The organism is Paraburkholderia sp. A3BS-1L (assembly GCF_051125215.1).
Taxonomy (GTDB): domain Bacteria; phylum Pseudomonadota; class Gammaproteobacteria; order Burkholderiales; family Burkholderiaceae; genus Paraburkholderia.
In genome coordinates, this window is record NZ_CP120443.1 from 1,708,617 (window position 1) to 1,728,854 (window position 20,238).

General features: G+C 68.7%; 15 protein-coding genes. 11 read left to right on the plus strand and 4 right to left on the minus strand.

Annotation, left to right across the window (positions count from 1 at the left end):
* Positions 1 to 8: 8 nt before the first annotated feature.
* Both P5W99_RS22770 and P5W99_RS22775 read right to left on the minus strand, forming a co-directional pair.
* Positions 9 to 1,757 carry a ShlB/FhaC/HecB family hemolysin secretion/activation protein gene (locus P5W99_RS22770; RefSeq protein WP_421025651.1) on the minus strand — a complete coding sequence of 583 codons (1,749 nt, stop codon included), beginning with the start codon at positions 1,755 to 1,757 and terminating at the stop codon, positions 9 to 11.
* A gap of 1 nt (position 1,758) precedes the next feature.
* The gene (locus P5W99_RS22775) at positions 1,759 to 4,086 is read right to left on the minus strand and encodes a CHAT domain-containing protein (RefSeq protein WP_434663083.1); all 2,328 of its coding nucleotides are present in this window, start codon (positions 4,084 to 4,086) and stop codon (positions 1,759 to 1,761) included.
* Positions 4,087 to 4,385: 299 nt separating this feature from the next.
* On the opposite strand from P5W99_RS22775, the gene P5W99_RS22780 reads away from it, so the two are divergent.
* The gene (locus tag P5W99_RS22780) at positions 4,386 to 6,620 is read left to right on the plus strand and encodes a serine/threonine-protein kinase (RefSeq protein WP_434663085.1); all 2,235 of its coding nucleotides are present in this window, start codon (positions 4,386 to 4,388) and stop codon (positions 6,618 to 6,620) included.
* Between the two features lie 31 nt (positions 6,621 to 6,651).
* A complete protein-coding gene (gene mltA / locus P5W99_RS22785; protein ID WP_434663087.1) occupies positions 6,652 to 8,559 on the plus strand; it encodes a murein transglycosylase A in 1,908 nt (635 codons plus the stop codon).
* Between the two features lie 42 nt (positions 8,560 to 8,601).
* On the opposite strand, the gene P5W99_RS22790 is transcribed toward mltA, so the two are convergent.
* A complete protein-coding gene (locus tag P5W99_RS22790; protein ID WP_434663088.1) occupies positions 8,602 to 9,759 on the minus strand; it encodes a porin in 1,158 nt (385 codons plus the stop codon).
* 316 nt (positions 9,760 to 10,075) lie between these two features.
* Between P5W99_RS22790 and P5W99_RS22795 the strand changes: the two genes are divergently transcribed.
* The 6 genes from P5W99_RS22795 to P5W99_RS22820 all read left to right on the plus strand — a co-directional run bounded on the left by P5W99_RS22795 (position 10,076) and on the right by P5W99_RS22820 (position 16,383).
* Positions 10,076 to 10,762, plus strand: a complete 687-nt coding sequence (locus P5W99_RS22795; protein ID WP_434663091.1) for an HAD family hydrolase — start codon at positions 10,076 to 10,078, stop codon at positions 10,760 to 10,762.
* 227 nt (positions 10,763 to 10,989) lie between these two features.
* Positions 10,990 to 11,448, plus strand: a complete 459-nt coding sequence (locus tag P5W99_RS22800) for a MarR family winged helix-turn-helix transcriptional regulator (protein WP_421025657.1) — start codon at positions 10,990 to 10,992, stop codon at positions 11,446 to 11,448.
* 13 nt (positions 11,449 to 11,461) lie between these two features.
* Entirely contained in the window at positions 11,462 to 13,621 is a 2,160-nt protein-coding gene (locus P5W99_RS22805) for an FUSC family protein (protein WP_421047929.1), read from the plus strand.
* A 37-nt stretch (positions 13,622 to 13,658) separates the two neighbouring features.
* Positions 13,659 to 13,868: a DUF1656 domain-containing protein gene (locus P5W99_RS22810; protein WP_175194798.1), complete on the plus strand. Its 210-nt coding sequence runs from the start codon at positions 13,659 to 13,661 to the stop codon at positions 13,866 to 13,868.
* Positions 13,865 to 14,881 carry an efflux RND transporter periplasmic adaptor subunit gene (locus P5W99_RS22815; protein ID WP_421025659.1) on the plus strand — a complete coding sequence of 339 codons (1,017 nt, stop codon included), beginning with the start codon at positions 13,865 to 13,867 and terminating at the stop codon, positions 14,879 to 14,881. The genes P5W99_RS22810 and P5W99_RS22815 overlap by 4 nt, the downstream gene beginning before the upstream one ends.
* A complete protein-coding gene (locus P5W99_RS22820) occupies positions 14,878 to 16,383 on the plus strand; it encodes an efflux transporter outer membrane subunit (RefSeq protein WP_421025660.1) in 1,506 nt (501 codons plus the stop codon). Before P5W99_RS22815 ends, P5W99_RS22820 begins: the two co-directional genes overlap by 4 nt.
* Before the next feature lie 166 nt (positions 16,384 to 16,549).
* Here the strand turns inward: P5W99_RS22820 and P5W99_RS22825 are convergent, their stop codons facing one another.
* Complete coding sequence (locus P5W99_RS22825) at positions 16,550 to 16,852, minus strand: DUF4148 domain-containing protein (protein ID WP_421025661.1); 303 nt, start codon at positions 16,850 to 16,852, stop codon at positions 16,550 to 16,552.
* A 275-nt stretch (positions 16,853 to 17,127) separates the two neighbouring features.
* Between P5W99_RS22825 and P5W99_RS22830 the strand changes: the two genes are divergently transcribed.
* The 3 genes from P5W99_RS22830 (at position 17,128) to P5W99_RS22840 (ending at position 20,197) form a co-directional block, all read left to right on the plus strand.
* Positions 17,128 to 18,522 carry a selenium-binding family protein gene (locus P5W99_RS22830; protein WP_421025662.1) on the plus strand — a complete coding sequence of 465 codons (1,395 nt, stop codon included), beginning with the start codon at positions 17,128 to 17,130 and terminating at the stop codon, positions 18,520 to 18,522.
* A 16-nt stretch (positions 18,523 to 18,538) separates the two neighbouring features.
* A complete protein-coding gene (locus P5W99_RS22835; protein WP_421025663.1) occupies positions 18,539 to 19,198 on the plus strand; it encodes a hypothetical protein in 660 nt (219 codons plus the stop codon).
* 87 nt (positions 19,199 to 19,285) lie between these two features.
* On the plus strand, positions 19,286 to 20,197 hold the full coding sequence (locus P5W99_RS22840; protein WP_421025664.1) for a ketopantoate reductase family protein: 912 nt from the start codon (positions 19,286 to 19,288) through the stop codon (positions 20,195 to 20,197).
* Positions 20,198 to 20,238: the final 41 nt, after the last annotated feature.

Genomic DNA, 20,238 nt, shown 5'->3' on the forward strand with positions numbered 1-20,238 from the left:
CGACTGCTTCAAAACGTCTTGCTCAATTGCATATAGAACGTCGGCAGCTTGTCGTTGCCGGTCGTGTCGGGCGACGTCGTGCGCCACGCCACGGTGCCCTGCCATGCGAATCCGTACGGCAGCGCGAGGTACGCACCCAGGCCCGCGCCGCTGCGCGTGATGTTGTTCGGCCCCTGGTTCGGACGCGGGTTCGCGTTGTACCAGCCAGTGCCGAAGTCGAAGAATGTGAACGCGGTGATCTTCGAGGTCACCGCGTAGCGCACTTCGGCGGTCGCCACGAAGCCTTCGTCGACCAGGCCTTCGGAGGGCGAATAGGCGCGCACCGCGTGCGGCCCGCCCAGCAGGAAGCGCGAGGAGTTGTCGAGGTTGGTCGCCGCCCATTGCCCCGAGAAACCGACGAACAGGCTCACCTTCCCGGTCACCGCGTTGAGCCGGTTCGCGAAGAAGGTCGCGCGCACTTCGTTGCCTGCGGTGTTGCGCCCGAACTGCGACTGGTCGATGGCGTAATTCGCGGCGTCCTTGAAGTGCAGGCTGCCGATCAGCAGTTCGACGTCGGCGCTATTGAAGCCGCCGCCGAACAGGGCGTCGCGGCTTTCGTAGGTGAGCCCCACGCTGCCTTCGACCATCGAGCGCCGGTTGTGGTCGTCGACGACGCCGATGTTGTCCGAGAGGTCGCGGAACTCCAGATTCGCGCGCGCGAGCAGATTCTGGTCGCGGGTGCGCAGCACCGGGTGCGTGACCGTGAGATCGGCCACGGTGGCGTCGCCGGTTGCGTCGAGCGCGGAATACTCCTTGCCGAGCGTGTAATTCAATCGCGCGAGGGCCACGCCCACGCGCGTGCCGTAGGCGTTCACCGGCGCTTCGTAGCCCACGCGGCCATACACGGTGTCGAGCCGCTCCGCGCCGAGGATGCGCAAGTCGAGGTTGTCGCCGATGCCGAACGGCGAGTTCAGCCGCGCGAGCCCGCCCAGCCGCCACGTGCCGCTGGTCGCCGCGCCGTAGTTGTCGAGATCGGCGGCGAAGGTCCAGCGCTTCGCGGGCGCGACGTTGATCGTGAGATCCACGGTGCCGGGCTCGCTGCCCGACTCGATGGCCGAGGTCACCGTGATGCCCGGCAGATCGGAGAGCAGCAGCATGGTGCGCTCGAGCACCTGCTGCTGGAGCGGCGCGCCCACCGGAATCTGCTCCACCCGCGCGCGCAACAGCGACTCCTTGACCGGCGTGCCGGCGGCCACGTCGAGGCGCACGTGGCCCACGCGCCCTTCGAGCACGCTCATCGTCACCTGGCCCGAGGTCACATCCTGCGGCGGGATCACCACTTGTGCCAGCACATAGCCGCGCGCGCGGTACACCTGGGTGATCTGCGCGGCGATCGCCTGCAGGCCGGCGAAGTTCACCTCGCTGCCGATCTTGCCCTGCACGGGCGCGAGCAATTCCCCGCTCGGGATCGTGTCGTTGCCCTTGAGCGTGATGCCCTTGAGCACGAAGCTGGCCGCGCCCGGTTGTGCGGTCGGCGCGCCCGGCGCGGGCGTCGCAGGCAGCGCGGGCGCGCCGTCCAGCGGCGCGGGGCGCGTGTCGCGCGGCTCGGTCTGCTGCAGGATGGTGCCCGAGTTCGGCAGCGCCTGGTTCAGCACGTTGCCCACGTCCGGCCTTGTCTGGATCGGGGGGATGCTGCCCGCGCCCGGTGGCACCTGCCCCCAGGCGAGCGCGCTGCCCGAGCAGGCGAGCGCGGCAATCGTTCGGATTCCTCTTTTCATGTCATGATCCGCGCGCGATGGAAAGACGCCAGCCGCCCATCAGGTCGAACGGCGCCCAGAAGAACGGGTGCGCGAAGCGCGGCTCCTTCATGACGGCGAGCTGCGCGGCGCGCATGGCGTCGATCGCTTCCTGGCCTTGCGAAAGCTGCGAATAGAACGTGCGCATGGTGATGGCGGTGGACTCGTCGGCGACCGGCCACATCGACACAATCAGGCTCGTGGCGCCCGCATAGAAAAACGCGCGCGTGAAGCCGAGGATTTCGTCGCCGCGCGCGATGCGTCCGAGCCCGGTTTCGCAGGCCGAGAGCGTGACGAGCGAGACGTCGTTGAGCTTGAGGTTGTAGACATCGAGCGCGAGCAGCGAGTCGGGGCCGTCGGCGGGCTGGGTCGCGGGCGCGAGCAGGATGCGCGAGTGCAGCGGGTCGATGGTGTCGGCCTGGGCGTGCGTGGCGACGTGCAGCACGCGCCCGGCTGGCGCGCTCTGGCGGAACTGCGCGCGCGTGGCGGCGCTTTGCAGGAACAGCTCCCTGGTCGCGAAGAGCGGCGCGATGCCCTCCACCTCGGCCTGCGCGCCGGGCAGCGCATACGCGGGCGCGATCTGCGGATTGCCGAACGCCACGAGGCTGCTCGCCACCTTCTGGCGGCGCGCCTCGAGCTGCAACGCCACGCTCGCCGAAGGCTCGAGCGCGACGGGGTGCTGCTCGATCAGGAAGCCGCCGGGGCCGTGCAGCGCCTGGAACGGCAGATAGTGCAGCGCGCCGTGCGGCACGATGATGAGCCGCTCGCCGGGCTGCAGCGCGAGCGGCGCGATCAGCAGCGCATAGAGCTTGTCGCCGTAGGTAATCGCGTTCTTGCTCCGGTGCACGATGGCGTTGCGCACGTCGGTCACGGCCGTGTCGATGTCGGCGCGCTTGAGCGGCAGCCGGTAGCCCATAAAGCCGCCCGACAAGCCGCTCTTGCGGATCACCCACACCACGAGCGTGTCCTTCAGGCTGTGGTACTCGACGATGGCCTCGTTGGGGCGCAGCGCGGCGCGCACCGCCTGGAGCGTCGGCACCGTGCCGTTCAGCTGCTGGTCGTCCACGCCCGCTTCGACGCGGTTGCGCACCACGTCGAGCAGCGCGCGCGCGCGGCTGCGCTCGGAAAGACTCCACGCGCCTTCGTAGTCGCCCGCATCGACGCTCAGCTTGATCGCCTCTTCGAACACCGACTGCGTGTCGCCGAAGAGGCCCGTCTTGAACTCGTCGCTGCGAAAGCGCGAGCGGATTTTTTCAGAGTCGTCCACGGCGGCGAGATAGGCTTCGCGCGCATGGTCCTTGTCGCCGAGCGCGAGATACGCGCGGCCCATGCCTTCGTGCACCCAGAGGTTGTCGTAGCTGGCTTCGCTCGCGCCGCCGCCGCCCGTGCCGGCGAGCTGCGCCTGGTAGACCTTGAGCGCTTCGGCGGGCTTGCCTTCGGCGAGCAGCAGCTTGCCTTCGATGCGGCCGCGCGCGGGCGCGAGCTCGCCGCTCACGTCGGTCGAGTCGAGCGTCTTGCGCGCGGCAGCCGTGTCGCCGGCGGCGATCTGCGCATTGGTGATGGAGAGCAGCACCAGCGGCTTGAAGCGCGGCGAGGCGGTCTGCAAGGCGTCGTCGTAAGCCTTGAGCGCGCCTTGCGCATCGCCGCGCCGCAGCGCCACGTCGCCGAGCACCTTGTTGGCCGGCGCGAACACCTGCTCGGGCTGCTTCGGCTGGGAAGCGAGCGCTTCGCGCGCGTATTTGTCGGCGTCGTCGAGGTCGCCCGCGTAGCTGTAGGCAATCGCGAGATCGCGCTTGGAGAGCGCGACGAGGTCGGCGTTATCGGTGCGCTGAGCCACCACCAGCGCGCGCGCCGCCGCGTTGATGCTGTCACGGAAATCGCCCCGCTCCGCCGCCGCCACCGACATGCTGCAATAGTCGTAGGCCGGCAGCGCGACGCGGTCGCGCGAGAGCAGCAGGCGGCCTTCGTCGGTGAGCGACTTGAGCGTTTCGGCGTCGCGCTCGCGCTCGGCGGCCTCGCGAAAGCCCCGGGACTCGGGCGCGAGGCCCGCGGCCGGAGCGTCCACGGCGGACTTCGCGGCGGATTTTGCGGCGGACTTCGCGGCACCGGCCGGCGCAGCCGCGACGGGCTTGGCGGCGCTGCTTGCCGCATTGCCCGCCGCGTGTGCGGCAGACGGCGCGGCAACGCCGAGCAACCACGCGCACAGCAGCGCGCCCAGCGGCCCACGTAGCGGCGCACACAGCGGCGCCTTCGTCCGGGCGAGCGGCGCGCCAGCCTGCCCGGAGCCCAACCGATGTTCGAGTTCGTTCACTTCGCTTTCCTGCAGGAAAGAAACATCACGCGACCGGGCCCCGGAGCGCGCAGCCGGAGCAGCGTCCGGCGGGCCAATTCCTATGTCTTAAGACGAAACGGGACGAGGATTTTTGAAAGCGCTCATGAAAATTCCGTCTGAGCTAACGTACACAGGCCAGCGCGCAGCACGCCCCGCACCAGCGCGAGCCATCGCGAACCATCGCGAAACAACGCGACGCGTTCAAAATCGGCCATGCCGATTCGTCTAGGTGTTGGATGGGCGTGCGTCCAGCCTCGCCCGACACGGAACTCCGCTAGATGAGCAGCATGAGCAGCAGCCCCGACGACAAGACGGTCATCGTGTCCCCGGCCACCGGACAGGACGCGCCACGCTCGGATAACGCAACGACGATTCAGGACGCATCGGCGCACGCGCCGCCGGCCAGCGCAGCAGCGGCCACAGAGGTACAAACGCTGATGCCGACGCAGATGCAACCGCCGTTGCCACCTCAACCGCAGGCGGCTCAAGCGCAGCCGGCAGAGCCAAGCCCGAACGACCCGGCGAGCGCAACGCCGGCCACGTCCGCCGCGCCCGAAGCCACCCACCAGGCGCTGCCGATCAACACGCGCATCGCCGAGTTCGAGATCGCCGGGCTGATCGGCGAAGGCGGCTTCGGCATCGTCTATCTCGCCTGGGACACGCTGCTGCGCCGCCACGTGGCGCTCAAGGAATACATCCCGGCCGCGCTCGCCGCGCGCGTGGCCGGCAGCGCCGATGTCACGGTGCGCTCGCAGCGCCACGAGGACACCTTCCGTGCGGGTTTGAAGAGCTTCATCAACGAGGCGCAGCTGCTCGCGCAGTTCGACCATCACTCGCTCGTCAAGGTCTACCGCTTCTGGGAAGCCAACGGCACCGCCTATATGGTGATGCCGTACTACGAAGGCGTGACGCTCAAGGAGACGCTGCGCCAGATCGGCATGCCGCCCACCGAGGCCTGGCTGCGCGGGCTGCTCGCGCCGCTCATCGACGCGCTCGCGGTGCTGCACGACGCGCAGTGCTTCCATCGCGACATCGCGCCCGACAACATCATGCTGCTCAAGGGCAGCCAGCGTCCGCTGCTGCTCGACTTCGGCGCGGCGCGGCGCGTGATCGGCGACATGACCCAGGCGCTCACGGTGATCCTCAAGCCGGGCTATGCGCCGGTCGAGCAGTATGCCGAGGTGCCGTCGATGAAGCAGGGCCCGTGGACCGACATCTACGCGCTCGCGGCCGTGGTCTATTACGCCATCGAGGGCAAGACGCCGCCCGCCTCCGTGGGCCGGCTGATGGGCGACACCTACGCGCCGCTCGCCACCACGGCGGCGGGCCGTTATGGCGACGCATTCCTGCGCGCCATGGACCACGCGCTCGCGGTGCGGCCCGAGGAGCGCCCGCAGGACGTGCGCGCGCTCGCAGCGGAGCTGGGCATCATGGCAGGCGGCGATGCCACTGCCGGGCACGCGGGCGCGGGGCAGGAGTTCGCACAGCCTTATACGTTGCGCGAAAGGGAAAGCGCGTTGCCGTTGCCGGGGGCGGCGGGAGCTGGACCGGCATCGGCGGCTTCGGCGGCGGCAGCGCCGCCTGCCGTGGTGCGAGCCGCTGCGTTCACGACGCCCGCTACGCCCACGACAGCCACGACTTCCACGGCAGCGCCCGCTCGCCGCAAACGCACCGTGCCGCTGGCGATCGGCGCGGGGGTGGTCATCGTCGCTGCCGTGGGCGCGTGGGTCGCGCTGCAGCGATCCGAACAGATGCCGCGCATAACGCTGCATATCACGCCGGCTGGCAAGGCGCGGGCTGATAAAGCGCCGGCCCCGGCGAGCGCGCCCGCCGCCGTCGCGCTTGCCACGGCGAGCGCCGCCGCCACCCTGCCGCCGGTGCCGCCGCCCTCCGCAGCCACCACGGCCGCCGCGCTTCCGCAGACAAGCGTCAGCACCGCCACTGCAGCGCTGTCGGCCGCCACGCTTGCCCCCTACACGCCGGTCAGCGAGTTCGAGCGCATCGTTGCACTCGCGGATCCCTCGATCGACGTGCGCACGACCCTGCGCAGCACGACCGCGCGCATCAAGAAAGACTTTCTGCAATTCCAGGTGACGAGCAGCCGCGCGGGCCGCGTCTACGCCTTCATGGTCGACCCCGAGGGCAACTATCTGATGCTGCTGCCCAACGGCCGCGACAAGGCCAACACGATCGCCGCCGGGCAGACGCTCACGCTGCCGCGCGCGAGCTGGCCGATGCTCGCCGACGCGCCCGCCGGGCCGATCCATTTTCTCGTGATCGTATCGCCCGAGCCGCGCGATTTCTCGAGCGCCGGACTGCATGCGGGCGACGTGTTCGCCGATTTCCCCGCGAGCGCCCAGCAGGCCGCCGCCGCGCAGCGCACGGCGAGCGCGTCGCCGTTCGCGGGCGAGGCGCGCTGCGCCAAAGCGGCCACGAGTTGCAGCAACGCCTTCGGCGCGGCGACGTTCAAGATCGACGTGGTCGGCGGCAGCGGCCAGGCACCGCGCTCGTAGCGCCGCAGGCCACAGGCCATAGGAGACCGTCATGGACAGACCGCTCTTTCTGCTCGCGGCGGCAGCAGCGGCAACCGCCCTCGCTGGCTGCGCGAGCAACAATCCGGCTAGCTCGGTGATCATCGGGTCGCCCACGCAAGCGCAGGCCGGCAAGGCGCAGGCGACGGCGGCCGCGGCCGCGCCCTCCCAGGCAAGGGCGACTGCCGCGAATGCAGCGCCATCGGCGCCAACGACGCCCACGAATCTGGCCGCAAGTCCGGCACCGGCTACGGCAGCCGCTGCCGCCGCGCCGGCCACTTCCGCCACTTCCGCCACTTCCGCCACTTCCGCCGCTCAGGCCACGGCCGCCTCCGCTGCCCCGCCCTCGCCTGGCGCACCGGTTGCCGCGTTCTCCACGCGCCATGCGTGGTACCAGACCGCGCGCTTCGTCGACCTGCCCGGCTGGAGCGCCGACGATCTGGGCGGCTCGCTCGACGCCTTCAAGCGCAGTTGCGGCGTGCTCGGCTCGCGCAACGGCTGGAGCGCGCCGTGTGCCGCCGCGCGCGGCGTCGACGCGGCCAGCGCCGCCGCGATCCGCCGCTTCTTCGAGACGTACTTCGACGTCTACCAGATCCGCTACACCGACCGCAGCCGCGACGGCACCATGACCGGCTACTACGAGCCGCTCCTGAACGGCAGCCGCCAGCCCGGCGGCGCTTACGTCTACGCGGTCTACGGCGTGCCCGAGGACCTGCTTTACCTCGACGCGCGCCGGCTCGGCGGCGCGGCGCGCGGCAACATCACGGCGGCGCGCATCGAAGGACGCACCGTGATCCCGCTGCCGGGCGCGCAGCCAGACAGCGCGAAGGGCGTCTACACCCTCGACCTGCGCGACAGCGTCCCCGATATCCGCGACAAGAAACTGCGCCTGCGCCTGGACGGCACGCGCATCGTGCCGTACTACACGCGCGCCGAGATCGAGCGCGGCGCGGCGCGCGCGCCGGTGCTTGCGTGGGTGGACGATCCCGTGCTGCTTTATTCGATGCAGCTGCAGGGCTCGGGCAAGATCCGCATGCGTGACGGCACCATCCGCCGCGTGGCCTATGCCGAGCAGAACGGCCGGCCCTTCGAGCCGCCCGTCGCGCGCGCGGGCGCGAGCGGACGCAAGCTCAAGGTGCGCGGCATCGAGATGGAAATCGACGTCGCCGACGACAGCGGCGGAGGTGCCGATAGCAGTGGCCCCGAACTGCTCGCCAGCGCCAACGGCCCGCAAGGCTCGCGGGACGGCGGCGCATCGTCGACGGGCGCGAACGACAGCGACGACGACCAGCCCACTTCGCCGCTGTTGCGCGGCTTCAAGCTCGCCAGCGCCGGTCCGTCGGCGAGCGGCGCGGCGCGGCCCGCCGTGGCGAGTGCTCAGCAAGCGGCGGCGAAGAACGCTAGCACAAACGCGGGCGCGGGCGCGAACCTCGCCACCGTGCCTGGCGCGAACACGCAGCCCAAGCACGCGTTCGCGATCTCCGACCCGAGCTATGTGTTTTTCCGGCCCATCCCCGACTCGCCGAACGGACCGATCGGCGCGCTGGGCGTGCCGCTTTCGGCGGGCCGCTCAATAGCCGTGGATCCACGCACGACGCCGCTCGGCTCGCCGGTGTTCGTCGCCACGCGCGACGACCCGCAAACGCCCGGCGCGGTGAATCGGCTAATGATGGCGCAGGACTCGGGCGGCGCGATCCAGGGCGCAGTGCGCGCCGATTACTTCTATGGCTTCGGCCAGTCCGCGCAGGCCGAGGCGAGCCGCACCAAGGAACGACTGCGCATGTGGCTGCTGTTGCCCAAGGGACTGCACGTGGCCGCCCAGGAATCGGCGACGAAGACGCGCGGGATGGCGGTGCAGTCGAACGAGGATTGCCTCGTGGCCGACCCGCAGTTGTGCGTGGACGACGATGCGGGGAACTAGCGGGCCGGACAGCGGCGAAATCCGCCACCGGCCCGCGTGCCGTCAGAAGGTGTGACGCAGCCCCGTCGAGACGGCCACCTGATCCTGCGTGGACGAAGCCCCGCTCAGCCCGTTCAGATGCGCGCCGAAGCCATACGGATTCGAACTCACGTGCTGCCAGTCGCCTTGCAGATACACACTGGTGCGCTTGGACATGGCGTACTGAGCCTGGAGGTTGACCTGGCTGTAGTTGGGATTCTCGCCCGCGCCAAAATTCGTGCGCGTATAGGTATAAGAGCCGGCCAGCGTCACCATGGGCGTGAGCGAGTAGCGCACATTGCCTTCGATGTTTTGCAGCCGTGCGCTGTTCGTCTGGAGGCGGACCGGCACCGCCGTACCCGCCTGCGCCGCGCCGATGCTGCCGCCGAGCGCATTGCTCAAATTGGTCTGCGTATAGACGATGCCCGCCGTCACCGGGCCCAGCGTATAGCCGACACCCCCGCCGAACGTGCGCTGCGTGCCCGCAGTGAAGGGCGCGCTGCCGGTAACCGCGCCGGTGCTACTGGTCGAGATCGCCAGATTGTTGATGTCGTTGTTCAGTTGCAGGTAGCCCACCGCGACGGTCAAGCCACCAAAGCGATAACTGCCGCCGGCACTATACGCACGGTTGTTGGCGAATTCGCCCGCCGTATTGGAAAAGCCATACAGCGCGCCGAACTTCAGACCGCCATAATTCGCGCTCGTGTATTTGACCGAATTGTTAATACGGATCGTGTTGTTCAGGTTGTCGTTGTCGAACGGATGCGCTGTAATCGTGCCGCCGTAGGGCGAAGCCACGAGCGAAATCGGCGCGACGAAGTCGATGAGGCTGTCGTACTGGCGGCCGAGCGTGACCGCGCCGAACTGGTCGCTCGCCAGGCCGACGAATGCCTGGCGGCCGAACAAGCGGTTGTTCTGCCCGGCGGCGCCGTTGTTAATGGAGAAGCCGTTTTCCAGCGTGAAAACGGCCTTGAGTCCGCCGCCCAGGTCCTCGCCGCCGCGCAGGCCCCAGCGGCTGCCGTTGACCGTGCCGCTCGTCTGCTGCCAGGCGCTGTGGCCAGCCTGGTTGTTGGTGTAAGTCACGCCTGCGTCGATAAGCCCGTATAAAGTGACGCTGCTCTGCGCCTGTGCAGCCGTCGCGAATACGCCGGCCAAAGCGGCGGCCATCATGGTCTTTTTCATTTTCTAACCCCGGTTTAATGCGCCTGCTTCGAACTGGTTGAATCCAGTGGCGAAAAGCGAAGCGCTATTTGCTTTTACAGAACGTTTACATCCGCAACAGAATGCAGGCCGCCTGCGATCTCGAAAGGCCGCTGTTGTGGTGACAAGACGCGAAGCATTGGCGCGCGTCAAACACCCGACCCGCGCGGCGTTATCGCGGCGATATCGCGGCGTAGCGCTCAACGCGAAAGCCGACCTGCTCGCGAGCCCGACGCCTCCACCCCATCCCGGTTATCATCGCGCTCCGAGCCGCCCGCCCCCGATGCCCCATCAAGCCATGCCTCACTCCTCCTTCGATGCCGTGCTCTTCGACTGCGACGGCGTACTCGTCGACTCCGAACGCATCACGCATGTCGTGCTGGTCCAGATGCTGGGCGAGCTCGGCTGGACGCTCTCCGTGGACGAGGCGATGCGCCTTTTCGTCGGCAAAATGGTGAAGGACGAGGCGGAGCGCATCGAGCAGCACACCGGCTTTCGCATCACGGAGGCCTGGCTCGAACACTTTCGCGCGCGCCGCAACGCGGCGCTCGAACGCGACCTCGAGGAGATCCCGGGCGCGCCGGCCGCCGTGCGCGCCGTGCACGCGGTCTACGACGGGCGCATCGCGGTCGCCTCGGGCGCGGACCGCCACAAGGTCGAGTTGCAATTGCGCAAGGTGGATCTGCTCGACTGCTTCGCGGGGCGCATCTTCAGCGGCCACGAAACACCGCGCAGCAAGCCCCATCCCGACGTCTACCTCGCAGCCGCCGCGGGCCTCGGTGCCGCGCCGCAGCGCTGCGCCGTGATCGAGGACACGGTGACGGGCGCGCGCGCCGGTCTCGCGGCCGGCGCCACCGTGTTCGGCTACAGCCCTGGCACGCCGGGCCACAGCGGCGCACAGGCGCTGCGCGACGCGGGCGTCGCGCAGGTGTTCACGGACATGGCGCAACTGCCGGTTCTGCTCGCGGGCTGGCGCGCTCAGTAAACCTCGCGCCGCAGGGGCTAGCCGCGAAAGACGGCACCTGGAACGGCAGCTGAGACGGCACCTGGGGCGGCACCCAGAATGCACGCCTGCATCCATTCCACTACCATCCGGAAAGGTCTGCCCGGGCGCGCCGCAACGGAGCCTGAAAGTCCTGTCTGAAAGCCCGGCGACAGCCAGCCGAAAAACGATAGTTTGCTACCAAATAGTTTTCCGCTATCATCGCGCCGATGTCGAATCTTCATACTTTACGTCTTGCCGTCAGCAGCACGCTCGTCGTGGCGGCGCGCAAATGGCGGCGCACGAGTCACGGCGCGCTCGCCGCCTATAACGTCTCCGAGGCCTGCGCTGCGCCGCTGCTCACCGCCGGGCGTCTTGGCGAGGCGGTGCGCCAGGTCACGCTCGCCGAGCACGTGGGCATCGAAGGCCCCTCGCTCGTGCGCCTGCTCGATCAGCTCTGCGCGGCGGGCCTCGTGCGCCGCGACGAAGACCCCGACGACCGCCGCGCCAAAACCATCTCGCTGACCCACGAAGGCCATGCCGTCACCGCGCAAATGGAGGAAGACCTGCGTGCGCTGCGCGCGCGCGTGCTCAAGGGCGTGAGCCGCGCCGATCTGGAAACCACGCTGCGCGTGCTCAACGCCTTCAACGCGCCGGACCCGGCCGACGCGTCCCTTCACGACCGATAGCGGCACGCGGCTCATGACCTATCCCTCCTGGCGCGACTGGCTTTTCTCGGTCAAGACCTTCGCCGCTTCGATGCTCGCGCTCTATATCGCGCTGATATTCCAGTTGCCGCGCCCGTACTGGGCCATGGCAAGCGTCTATATCGTCTCGAACCCGTTCGTGGGCGCCACGCGCTCGAAGGCGCTCTACCGGGCGCTCGGCACCATGCTGGGTGCGTCCGCGGCCGTCGCGCTGGTGCCGCCGTTCGTCGAAATGCCGCTGGTGTTCAGCGTGATCGTGGCGCTCTGGACCGGCACGATGCTCTATCTGGCGATTTCGGACCGCACCGCGCGCAGCTACGTGTTCATGCTCGCGGGCTACACCATGCCGCTCATCGCGCTGCCCACCGTGACCGCACCCAACACCGTGTTCGACGTGGCCATCGCACGCACCCAGGAGATCACGCTCGGCATCATCTGCGCGAGCGTGGTGGGCAGCGCCGTCCTGCCAAGCCGGCTCGCGCCCACGCTGATCGAGCGCGCCGACGCGTGGTTCCGCGACGCCGCCTTCTATGGCCGCGAAACGCTCTCCGGGAAGATCGCGGGCAAGGCGCTCTCGGCCTGCCGGCAGCGCCTCGCCTCCACCGTGAACCAGCTCGAATTCCTGCTGAGCCAGTTGAGCTACGACCACACGCATCCCGAGATCCTCGCGCGCGCGCAAAACCTGCGCGGGCGCATGCAGTTGTTCCTGCCGATGATTTCCGCGCTCGCCGACCCGCTCATCGCGTTGCGGCGCGATCTGCACACGTGGCCCGAAGGCCTCGACGCGCTGCTCGCCGACGCGGCCAAATGGTTCGACGCCCCACTGCCCACGCGCGCCGCCCAGATCCACGACGACGAAGGCGACCCCGTCGCGGAGCGCCTGCGCGCGCGCGTGGCCGCGCTGCAGCCCCCGCACGACGCGCTCACGAGCTGGGAGGGCGCGCTGCTCTCGAACGCGCTGTGGCGCCTCGGCCAGGTAATCGACGTGTGGCAGGACTGCCGGACCCTGCGCGCGCTGATCGCGCACGAAACCGGCACGTGGCGGCCGCGCTACCGGCACTGGCGCCTCGGCGGCACCGAGCGCTTCTACGACCGCGGCCTCATGCTGTTCTCGTGCCTCGTGCCGGTGAGCGCGATTCTGGTGGCGTGCTGGCTGTGGGTCAGCTCGGGCTGGCACGACGGCGCGGGCGCGGTGACGCTCGCGGCGGTGGCCTGCTGCTTCTTCGCCGCGCTCGACGAGCCCGCGCCGCTGGTGTTCCGTTTTTTCGTGGCGACGGCCGCGAGCGCGGTGATCGCGGGGCTCTATCTGTTCGTGGTGCTGCCCGAGGTGCACGACTTCGCCATGCTCGTGCTGCTGTTCGCGGGGCCGTTCATCCTGATCGGCACGCTCATTCCGCGTCCGCAGTTCAATATGGTCACGATGCTCGTGGCCGTGAACACGGCCACCTTCATCAGCATCCAGGGCGCCTACGAGGCCGATTTCTTCGTTTTCCTGAACAGCAACATCGCGGGCGTCTCCGGCCTGTTGTTCGCCTATCTGTGGACGCGCATGACGCGCCCGTTCGGCGCGGAGCTAGCGGCGAAGCGCCTGCTGCGCTCGAGCTGGAGCGACGTGGCGCTCTCCGCCAGCACCGAACGCATCGCCGACCAGCGCGATCTGGCCTCGCGCATGGTCGACCGCCTGATGCAGCTGATTCCGCGCCTTGGGGCCTCGGACGAGCATCGTCATCCTTCGATCGAGAGCTTCCGGGACCTGCGCATCGCCCTCAACGCGCTGGACCTGCGCCGCTCGCGCCGCAAGCTCGACGGCGACATGCCCGCCGCCATCGACCGCGTGCTCGCGGGCGTGAGCGATCACTACACGCGCTGCGCGCAGACGAGCGAGCGCCACAGCGCCCCGCCCGCGCTGCTCGCCAGCATCGACGACGCGCTGCATCGCGTGGCCGCGCGAGGTCTTGCGCAAGAAGCCGCCGATGCCGACGCAGCGGGCCCGGCCGGCGAAGCCGCGCAAACACCGCCGCGCGCGCACTTCACGCAGCGCTGGCTGCGCGACACGCAGCACGCGCTCGTGGGCCTGCGCCTCTCGCTCTACCCCACGCTGGTCGGCCAGCGTCCGGGCACCGGGCCGGGCGGAATCCAGGGAGCCAATAGGTGAGCGCGCAACCTTTTTTCCTCACTTCAGGATCAGCGCCATGATCGGCGAAATCGATATCTTCGGCGTGTTCGTGCCCGCCGTGCTCGTGCTGATGCTGATCGCGTATCTCATCAACGTCGTGATCGGCAAGGTGCTCACGCGTGTCGGCTTCTACCGGCTCGTGTGGCATCGTTCCATTTTCGACCTCGGCATCTATGTCTTCGTGCTGGCTGCCGTCATCATCGTGTCGCATCGCTTACTACCGTGAAAAAAACCTGGTTCTCGGCAGGACAGATCCTGCTCACGCTCATTGTCGTCGTCGTGGCTGCGGTCGTGCTATGGCGCATCGTCGATTACTACATGTACTCGCCGTGGACGCGCGACGGCCGCGTGCGCGCCGACGTGATCCAGGTCGCGCCCGACGTGGGCGGCCTCATCACGCACGTCGAGGTGGTCGACAACCAGCCGGTCAAGAAAGGCCAGGTGCTGTTCGTGATCGACCAGGCGCGCTACACGCTCGCGCTGCGTCTTGCCGAGGCCGCGCTGCAAAATCGCCAGGCCACGCTCGCGCAGGCCAGACGCGAATACGCGCGCAACCGCGCGCTCGGCAATCTGGTCGCCAGCGAAACGCTCGAGGAAAGCCGCACCAAAGTCGATCAGGGCGAAGCCGCCGTGGCCGACGCCCAAGTGCAGGTGGATACCGCGAAGCTGAACCTGCAGCGCACGACCATCGTGAGCCCCGTGGACGGCTATCTGAACGACCGCGCCCCGCGCGCGGGCGAGTACGTCACGGCGGGGCGCGCCGAGCTCTCGGTGGTGGACATGCATTCGTTCCGCGTGGATGGCTACTTCGAGGAAACGCGCCTGCGCGGCATTCGTCTCGGCCAGCCCGTCGAGATCACCGTAATGGGCGAGCCGCGCCCGCTGCGCGGCCACGTGCAGAGCATCGTCGCCGCCATCGAGGACCGCGACCGCCAGCCAAGCCCCAACCTGCTGCCGAACGTGAACCCCGCGTTCAGCTGGGTGCGCCTCGCGCAGCGCGTGCCGGTGCGCGTCGCACTTGACGAAGTGCCGGACGACTTCCGCATGATCGCGGGCCGCACGGCCACCGTCGCGGTGCGCACCGAAGCCAGCGAAAAGCAGACGAGCAAGGCCGGCGCGGCAGCGCGCGCCACGCGTGAGAGCAGCGCCAGCGGCACAGTGACTGCTTCGGATGCCGAAGCGAATGCGAGCGCGAACTCGAGCGCCGCGCCGGCAACGGCGAGCGGAGCTTCGCAATGACGCGTCATGGACTTCGGCGCGCCTTCGCGCTCGCGCCGCTCGTGCTTGCGCTGGGCGCATGCATGAACCTCGGCCCCGACTACAAAGTGCCGAACGACGCGCTCGTGAACGCGCCGCTCGCGCAGGGGCCGATCGACGGCGCGAGCAAAGCGCCGGTTTCGCAGGGCGAGGTGCCCAACGACTGGTGGCGTCTCTACGACGACCCCACGCTCGACCAGCTCGTCCAGCAAGCGCTGCAATCGAACACCAGCCTGCGCGTGGCCGCCGCGAATCTCGCACGCTCGCGCGCCGCGCTCGAAGTGGCCGCGGCGCAAGGCGGCTTCTCGGGCAGCGCGAGCGCCGCATTCCAGCGCGCCCAGGTCTCGGCCGAGCAATATCTGCTGTTCAGCAAGGTGCCGGTGGGAAACCTCGGCGATCTCGGCATCAACGTGTCGTATGAAATCGACCTGTTCGGCAAGCTGCGGCGCGGCGTGGAAGCCGCCAGCGCCGAAGACGAAGCCGTGCTCGCCGCCGCCGATCTCGCGCGCATCACCGTGGTCGCCGATGTCGCGCAGGCCTATGTCGCATCGTGCTCGGCCGGCGAAGAACTGGCCATCGCGCAGGAATCGCTCAAGCTGCAACAGCAGCGCGTGGCGCTCACCCAGCGCCTGCGCGACGCGGGCCGCGGCAACCAGACCGACGTCACGCGCGGCCAGACCCAGGTTCAAACGCTCGCCGCCGACATTCCGCGCTTCGAGGGCCGCCGCCGCGTCGCGCAGTATCAACTCGCGATGCTGCTCGCGCGCCCGCCGTCCGACCTGCCGCCAGCGGTGCTCGCCTGCAACCGCCTGCCCAAACTCAAGCAGCCGATCCCGGTCGGCGACGGCGCGGCGCTGCTGCGCCGCCGCCCCGACGTGCGCGCGGCCGAGCGCCAGCTCGCGTCGGCCACGGCGCGCATCGGCGTGGAGACGGCGGCGATGTATCCGTCGATCAGCATCGGTGCGGGCGTGGGCACGATCGGCCTCACGGACGACCTGTTCTCTTCGAAGACCAATGCGTGGTCATTCGGCCCCCTGATCAGCTGGACCTTCCCGCTGAACGGCCAGCGCGCCCGCGTGCGCGGCGCGGAGGCTGCTACGGCGGGCGCGCTCGCGCACTTCGACGGCGTGGTGCTCAACGCGCTGCGCGAAACACAGACGAGCCTCGCCACCTACGCCGCCGACGACCAGCGCGCCGAGGCGCTGCGCACGGCCTACGCGTCGGCAAAGCAATCCGCCGATCAAACCCACCGCCTCTACGCAGCGGGCCGCGAACCGTTCCTCTCTGACCTCGACGCCACGCGCACGCTCACGAGCGCGCACGCGCAGGTGGCGGCGGCCGAAGGCCAGGTGGCGCTCGATCAGGTGAAGCTGTTCCTCGCGCTGGGCGGCGGGTGGGAGCCTGACCAGGAGAAGCCGGCGTCGGGGCAGGCGGAGCAGTCTGTCCAGCCGTCTCAGGCCAATCAGCCGACGCCGGCTCAATAAGCACCCGACGCCCCCTGCCGCGTCGATGCGGTATGCGGCCAGCCACGCAAAAACGCCGCACGAACGTTCCCATTCGTACGGCGCCATGCACTCGAATACATCCCGGGAACGCGCAATGGCCCCCTCGCCGCCCCTTCGAGGCGGGTGCTGCAACGCTCCTCCAACCTCAACGCATCATGCGCACCGGCGGCGAGTAGCTGCTGGCCGTGCCGCTTTCCGACGTGCCGTCCGTCGCCGGCCCATAGCCGCTATCGCCCCGCGCTTGCAAACGCGCCTGGGCTGCCTGGTAGTCCCCAGGATAGAACGGCGACACCACGTTCGGCCGCCAGCCCACCGATTCGAGCGCCTTGAGTTCGTTGCGGACCTGCTCACGCGTGAGGGGGCCGTTTTCAGGTTGCGACTGGGCGAAAGAAACGGCCGGAACCGCGAGCACCGCAGCAAGCGCGACCGCCTTGATAAGCGACTTCATGACAACACCTCCGGTAACTTGAACGATCGGTCCGGCACAAGCGGCGAACCGTTGGATGTAGTCTAGAAAGTCCCGAGCACCGGATAAATGGCGACGCGACGAATTCACTGTTTTCGCAGTATGGATAATCGCGCGCCTCATAACGGCCGCGCATATCTATCTTCCCGCGCGGAATAAGGCCGCGGGCAATGCAGACGAAACGGCACGCAGCCTGCAAACGCGCGCACACCGGTGCAAGATAGGCGCTTCCGAAACCTCTACAAGGAGAGGTCGCGATGGCGACATGGAAACCGGATCCGAGCTTCTACCCCTCCGCGCGCCTGGCAGCCGCGGCCACGCCGGAAACGCTCGCATGGGTGGCGAGTTTCGACCCTACTTGCCGCGTGCCCGACTCGCTCGACGTCGTCGACCTCGATCCCGCCTCGCCCGAGTACGGCCGGATCGTCCATCGCCTCGCGATGCCGCACACCGGCGACGAGCTCCATCATTTCGGCTGGAACGCATGCAGTTCGTGCCTGTGCCCGAACGCGCCACACGCCCATACCGAGCGTCGTTATTTGATCGTGCCGGGCCTGCGCTCATCGCGCATTCATATTGTCGATACGAAGCCCGACGCGCGCCGCCCGAAGATCGTGCGCGTCCACGAGCCCGAAAGCGTCGCGCAACGCGCCGGCTATACCCGCCCCCATACGGTGCACTGCGGGCCGGACGGCATCTACGTGACAGCGCTCGCCAATGCCGAGGGCGAAGCGCCCGGCGGCATCTTCCTGATGGATCACGAGAGCTTCGACATCCTCGGCCAATGGGAAATCGAGCGTGGCCCGCAGCAGCTTGCCTACGATGGCTGGTGGCATCTCGGCTACGACACGCTCGTGACGAGCGAATGGGGCCTGCCCGCCACCTTCGAGAACGGCCTCGTGCCCGAGGTGCTGCTCGGCGGCCAGTACGGCCATCGGCTGCACTTCTGGGACCTGCATACGCGCCGCCACAAACAGGTGCTCGACTTCGGCGCGGAGAACCAGCTGGTGTTCGAACTGCGGCCCGCGCACGACCCCACGAAGCCATATGGTTTCGTGAATTCCGTCATCAGCCTGAAGGATCTCTCGGCGTCGATCTGGCAGTGGTACCGCGACGGCGATCAGTGGGCCGCGCGCAAGATCATCGAGATTCCCGCCGAACCCGCCGACCCGGAATTGCTCCCGCCCATGCTCAAAGGCTTCGCCGCCGTGCCGCCGCTCGTCACCGACATCGCACTCTCGCTCGACGACCGCTTTCTCTACGCAGCCTGCTGGGGCACGGGCGACCTGCGCCAATACGATGTTTCGGATCCCGAACATCCTGTGCTGACGGGCAGCGTGCGCATCGGCGGGATCGTCTCTCGCGCCACGCATCCGCGCGCGCAAGGCCGTGCGCTCAATGGCGGTCCGCAGATGGTGGAGGTGAGCCGCGACGGGCGGCGGGTGTATTTCACGAATTCGCTGTATGGCGCCATCGACGCGCAGTTCTACCCCAATGGCATCGACGGCTGGATGGTGAAGCTCGATGCCGCGCCCGAAGGCGGACTCCGCTTCGACGAACGCTTCTTCGTGGAATGGCCGAAGACGCATCGCCCGCATCAGATCCGGCTCGAAGGCGGCGACTGTTCATCCGATTCGTATTGCTATCCCTGAGCATGGCACGCATGGCATGAGTGAGCTGTTCCGAACATTCGACACGCACTGGGCCGCCTGGGGCGCGGTGGCAGCCAGCGGCGTGTTTCACGGCGCGAATCCGGCGATGGGCTGGCTCTTCGCCACCGCGCTCGGGCTGCAGCGCCGCAGCCGCACGGCGTTGCTGCTGGCGCTGCCGCCTATCGCGCTGGGCCACGCCGCATCGATTCTGCTATTCACGAGCTCGATCGCCGCACTGGGCGCGTGGCGGCCCGTGCTCATGCACAGCGGCCTGCACTGGGTGCTTGGCGCGCTGCTGATCGGCTGGGCTGCTTGGCAGCACGCGCGGGGGCACCGCCATCGGGTGCGCGCGGGGATGACGGCCGGCTTTCTCGGTCTCACGGCATGGTCCGCGCTGATGGCCACGCTGCACGGCGCGGGCCTCATGCTCATGCCGGCGTTGCTGCCGGTCTGCGGAGATACCGCGGCCCATGGCGGCGCCGGCGGGCTGCTCGCGATATCCGCCGCGTTCACCGCGCTGCACACGGTGGTGACGCTGGCCACGACCGCTGCCATCGCAATCGTCGCCTATGAATATGTGGGACTCGGCGTGCTGCGGCGCGGCTGGATCAACTTCGACTGGCTCTGGCGCGGCGCGCTGGTGGCCACCGGCACGCTGATGATCGCGACCGCGTGAATGGCGCTGCCGCGCCCAGCGCCTGCCGCGCGAGCCGTGTACCATACTGCGCTCTATCGAAGAAGCAACGCGGAAGGAGCAACGCAGATGAAAATCGCCATCATGGGCGCCGGCGCGGTGGGCTGCTTTTACGGCGGGATGCTCGCGCGCGCGGGCCACGACGTCGTCCTGATCGGCCGCGCGCAGCATGTCGAAGCCATCGAGCGCGACGGCCTGCGCCTCGAAGCGCTGAGCTTCGACGAGCGCATCGGCCGCCCGCATCTCACCGCGAGCACCGAGGCGGCCGCCGTGGCCGGCGCCGATCTCGTGCTGTTCTGTGTGAAGTCGACCGACACCGAAAGCGCCGGCGCCTCGATCGCGCCGCATCTGCGCGCCGATACGCTCGTGCTCACGCTGCAAAACGGCGTGGACAACGCCGAACGCCTGCGCACCGTGATTCCGCAAGACGTCGCAGCCGCTGTCGTGTACGTGGCCACGGAGATGGCCGGCCCCGGCCACGTGCGCCACCACGGGCGCGGCGAACTGGTGATCGAGCCTGCGCGCGGCAGCCTGGCCGCCGCGCAGGCCCTGATCGATGCGGGCGTGCCCACCGAAATTTCCGCGAACGTGCGCGGCGCGCTCTGGGCCAAGCTCATCGTGAACTGCGCGTACAACGCGCTCTCGGCGATTTCGCAGTTGCCTTATGGGCGTCTCGTGGAAGGCGCTGGCGTGCGCGATGCGATGCAGGACGTGCTGGCCGAATGCGTGGCCGTGGCGCACGCCGACGGCGTGACGCTGCCGCCCGACGTGGACACCAGCGTGCAGCGCATTGCGCAAACCATGCCGGGGCAATACTCGTCGACCGCGCAGGATCTCGCGCGCGGCAAGCGCAGCGAAATCGATCATCTGAACGGTTTCGTGGTGTGGCGCGGCGCGGCGCTGGGCGTGGCCACGCCGGCCAACCGCCTGCTTCATGCACTCGTGAAGCTCATCGAGGACAAGGCGCACGGGACGATCTGAGGCGTGCGCTTTAGTGCGTTTTAATGCGTTTTAATGCGGTT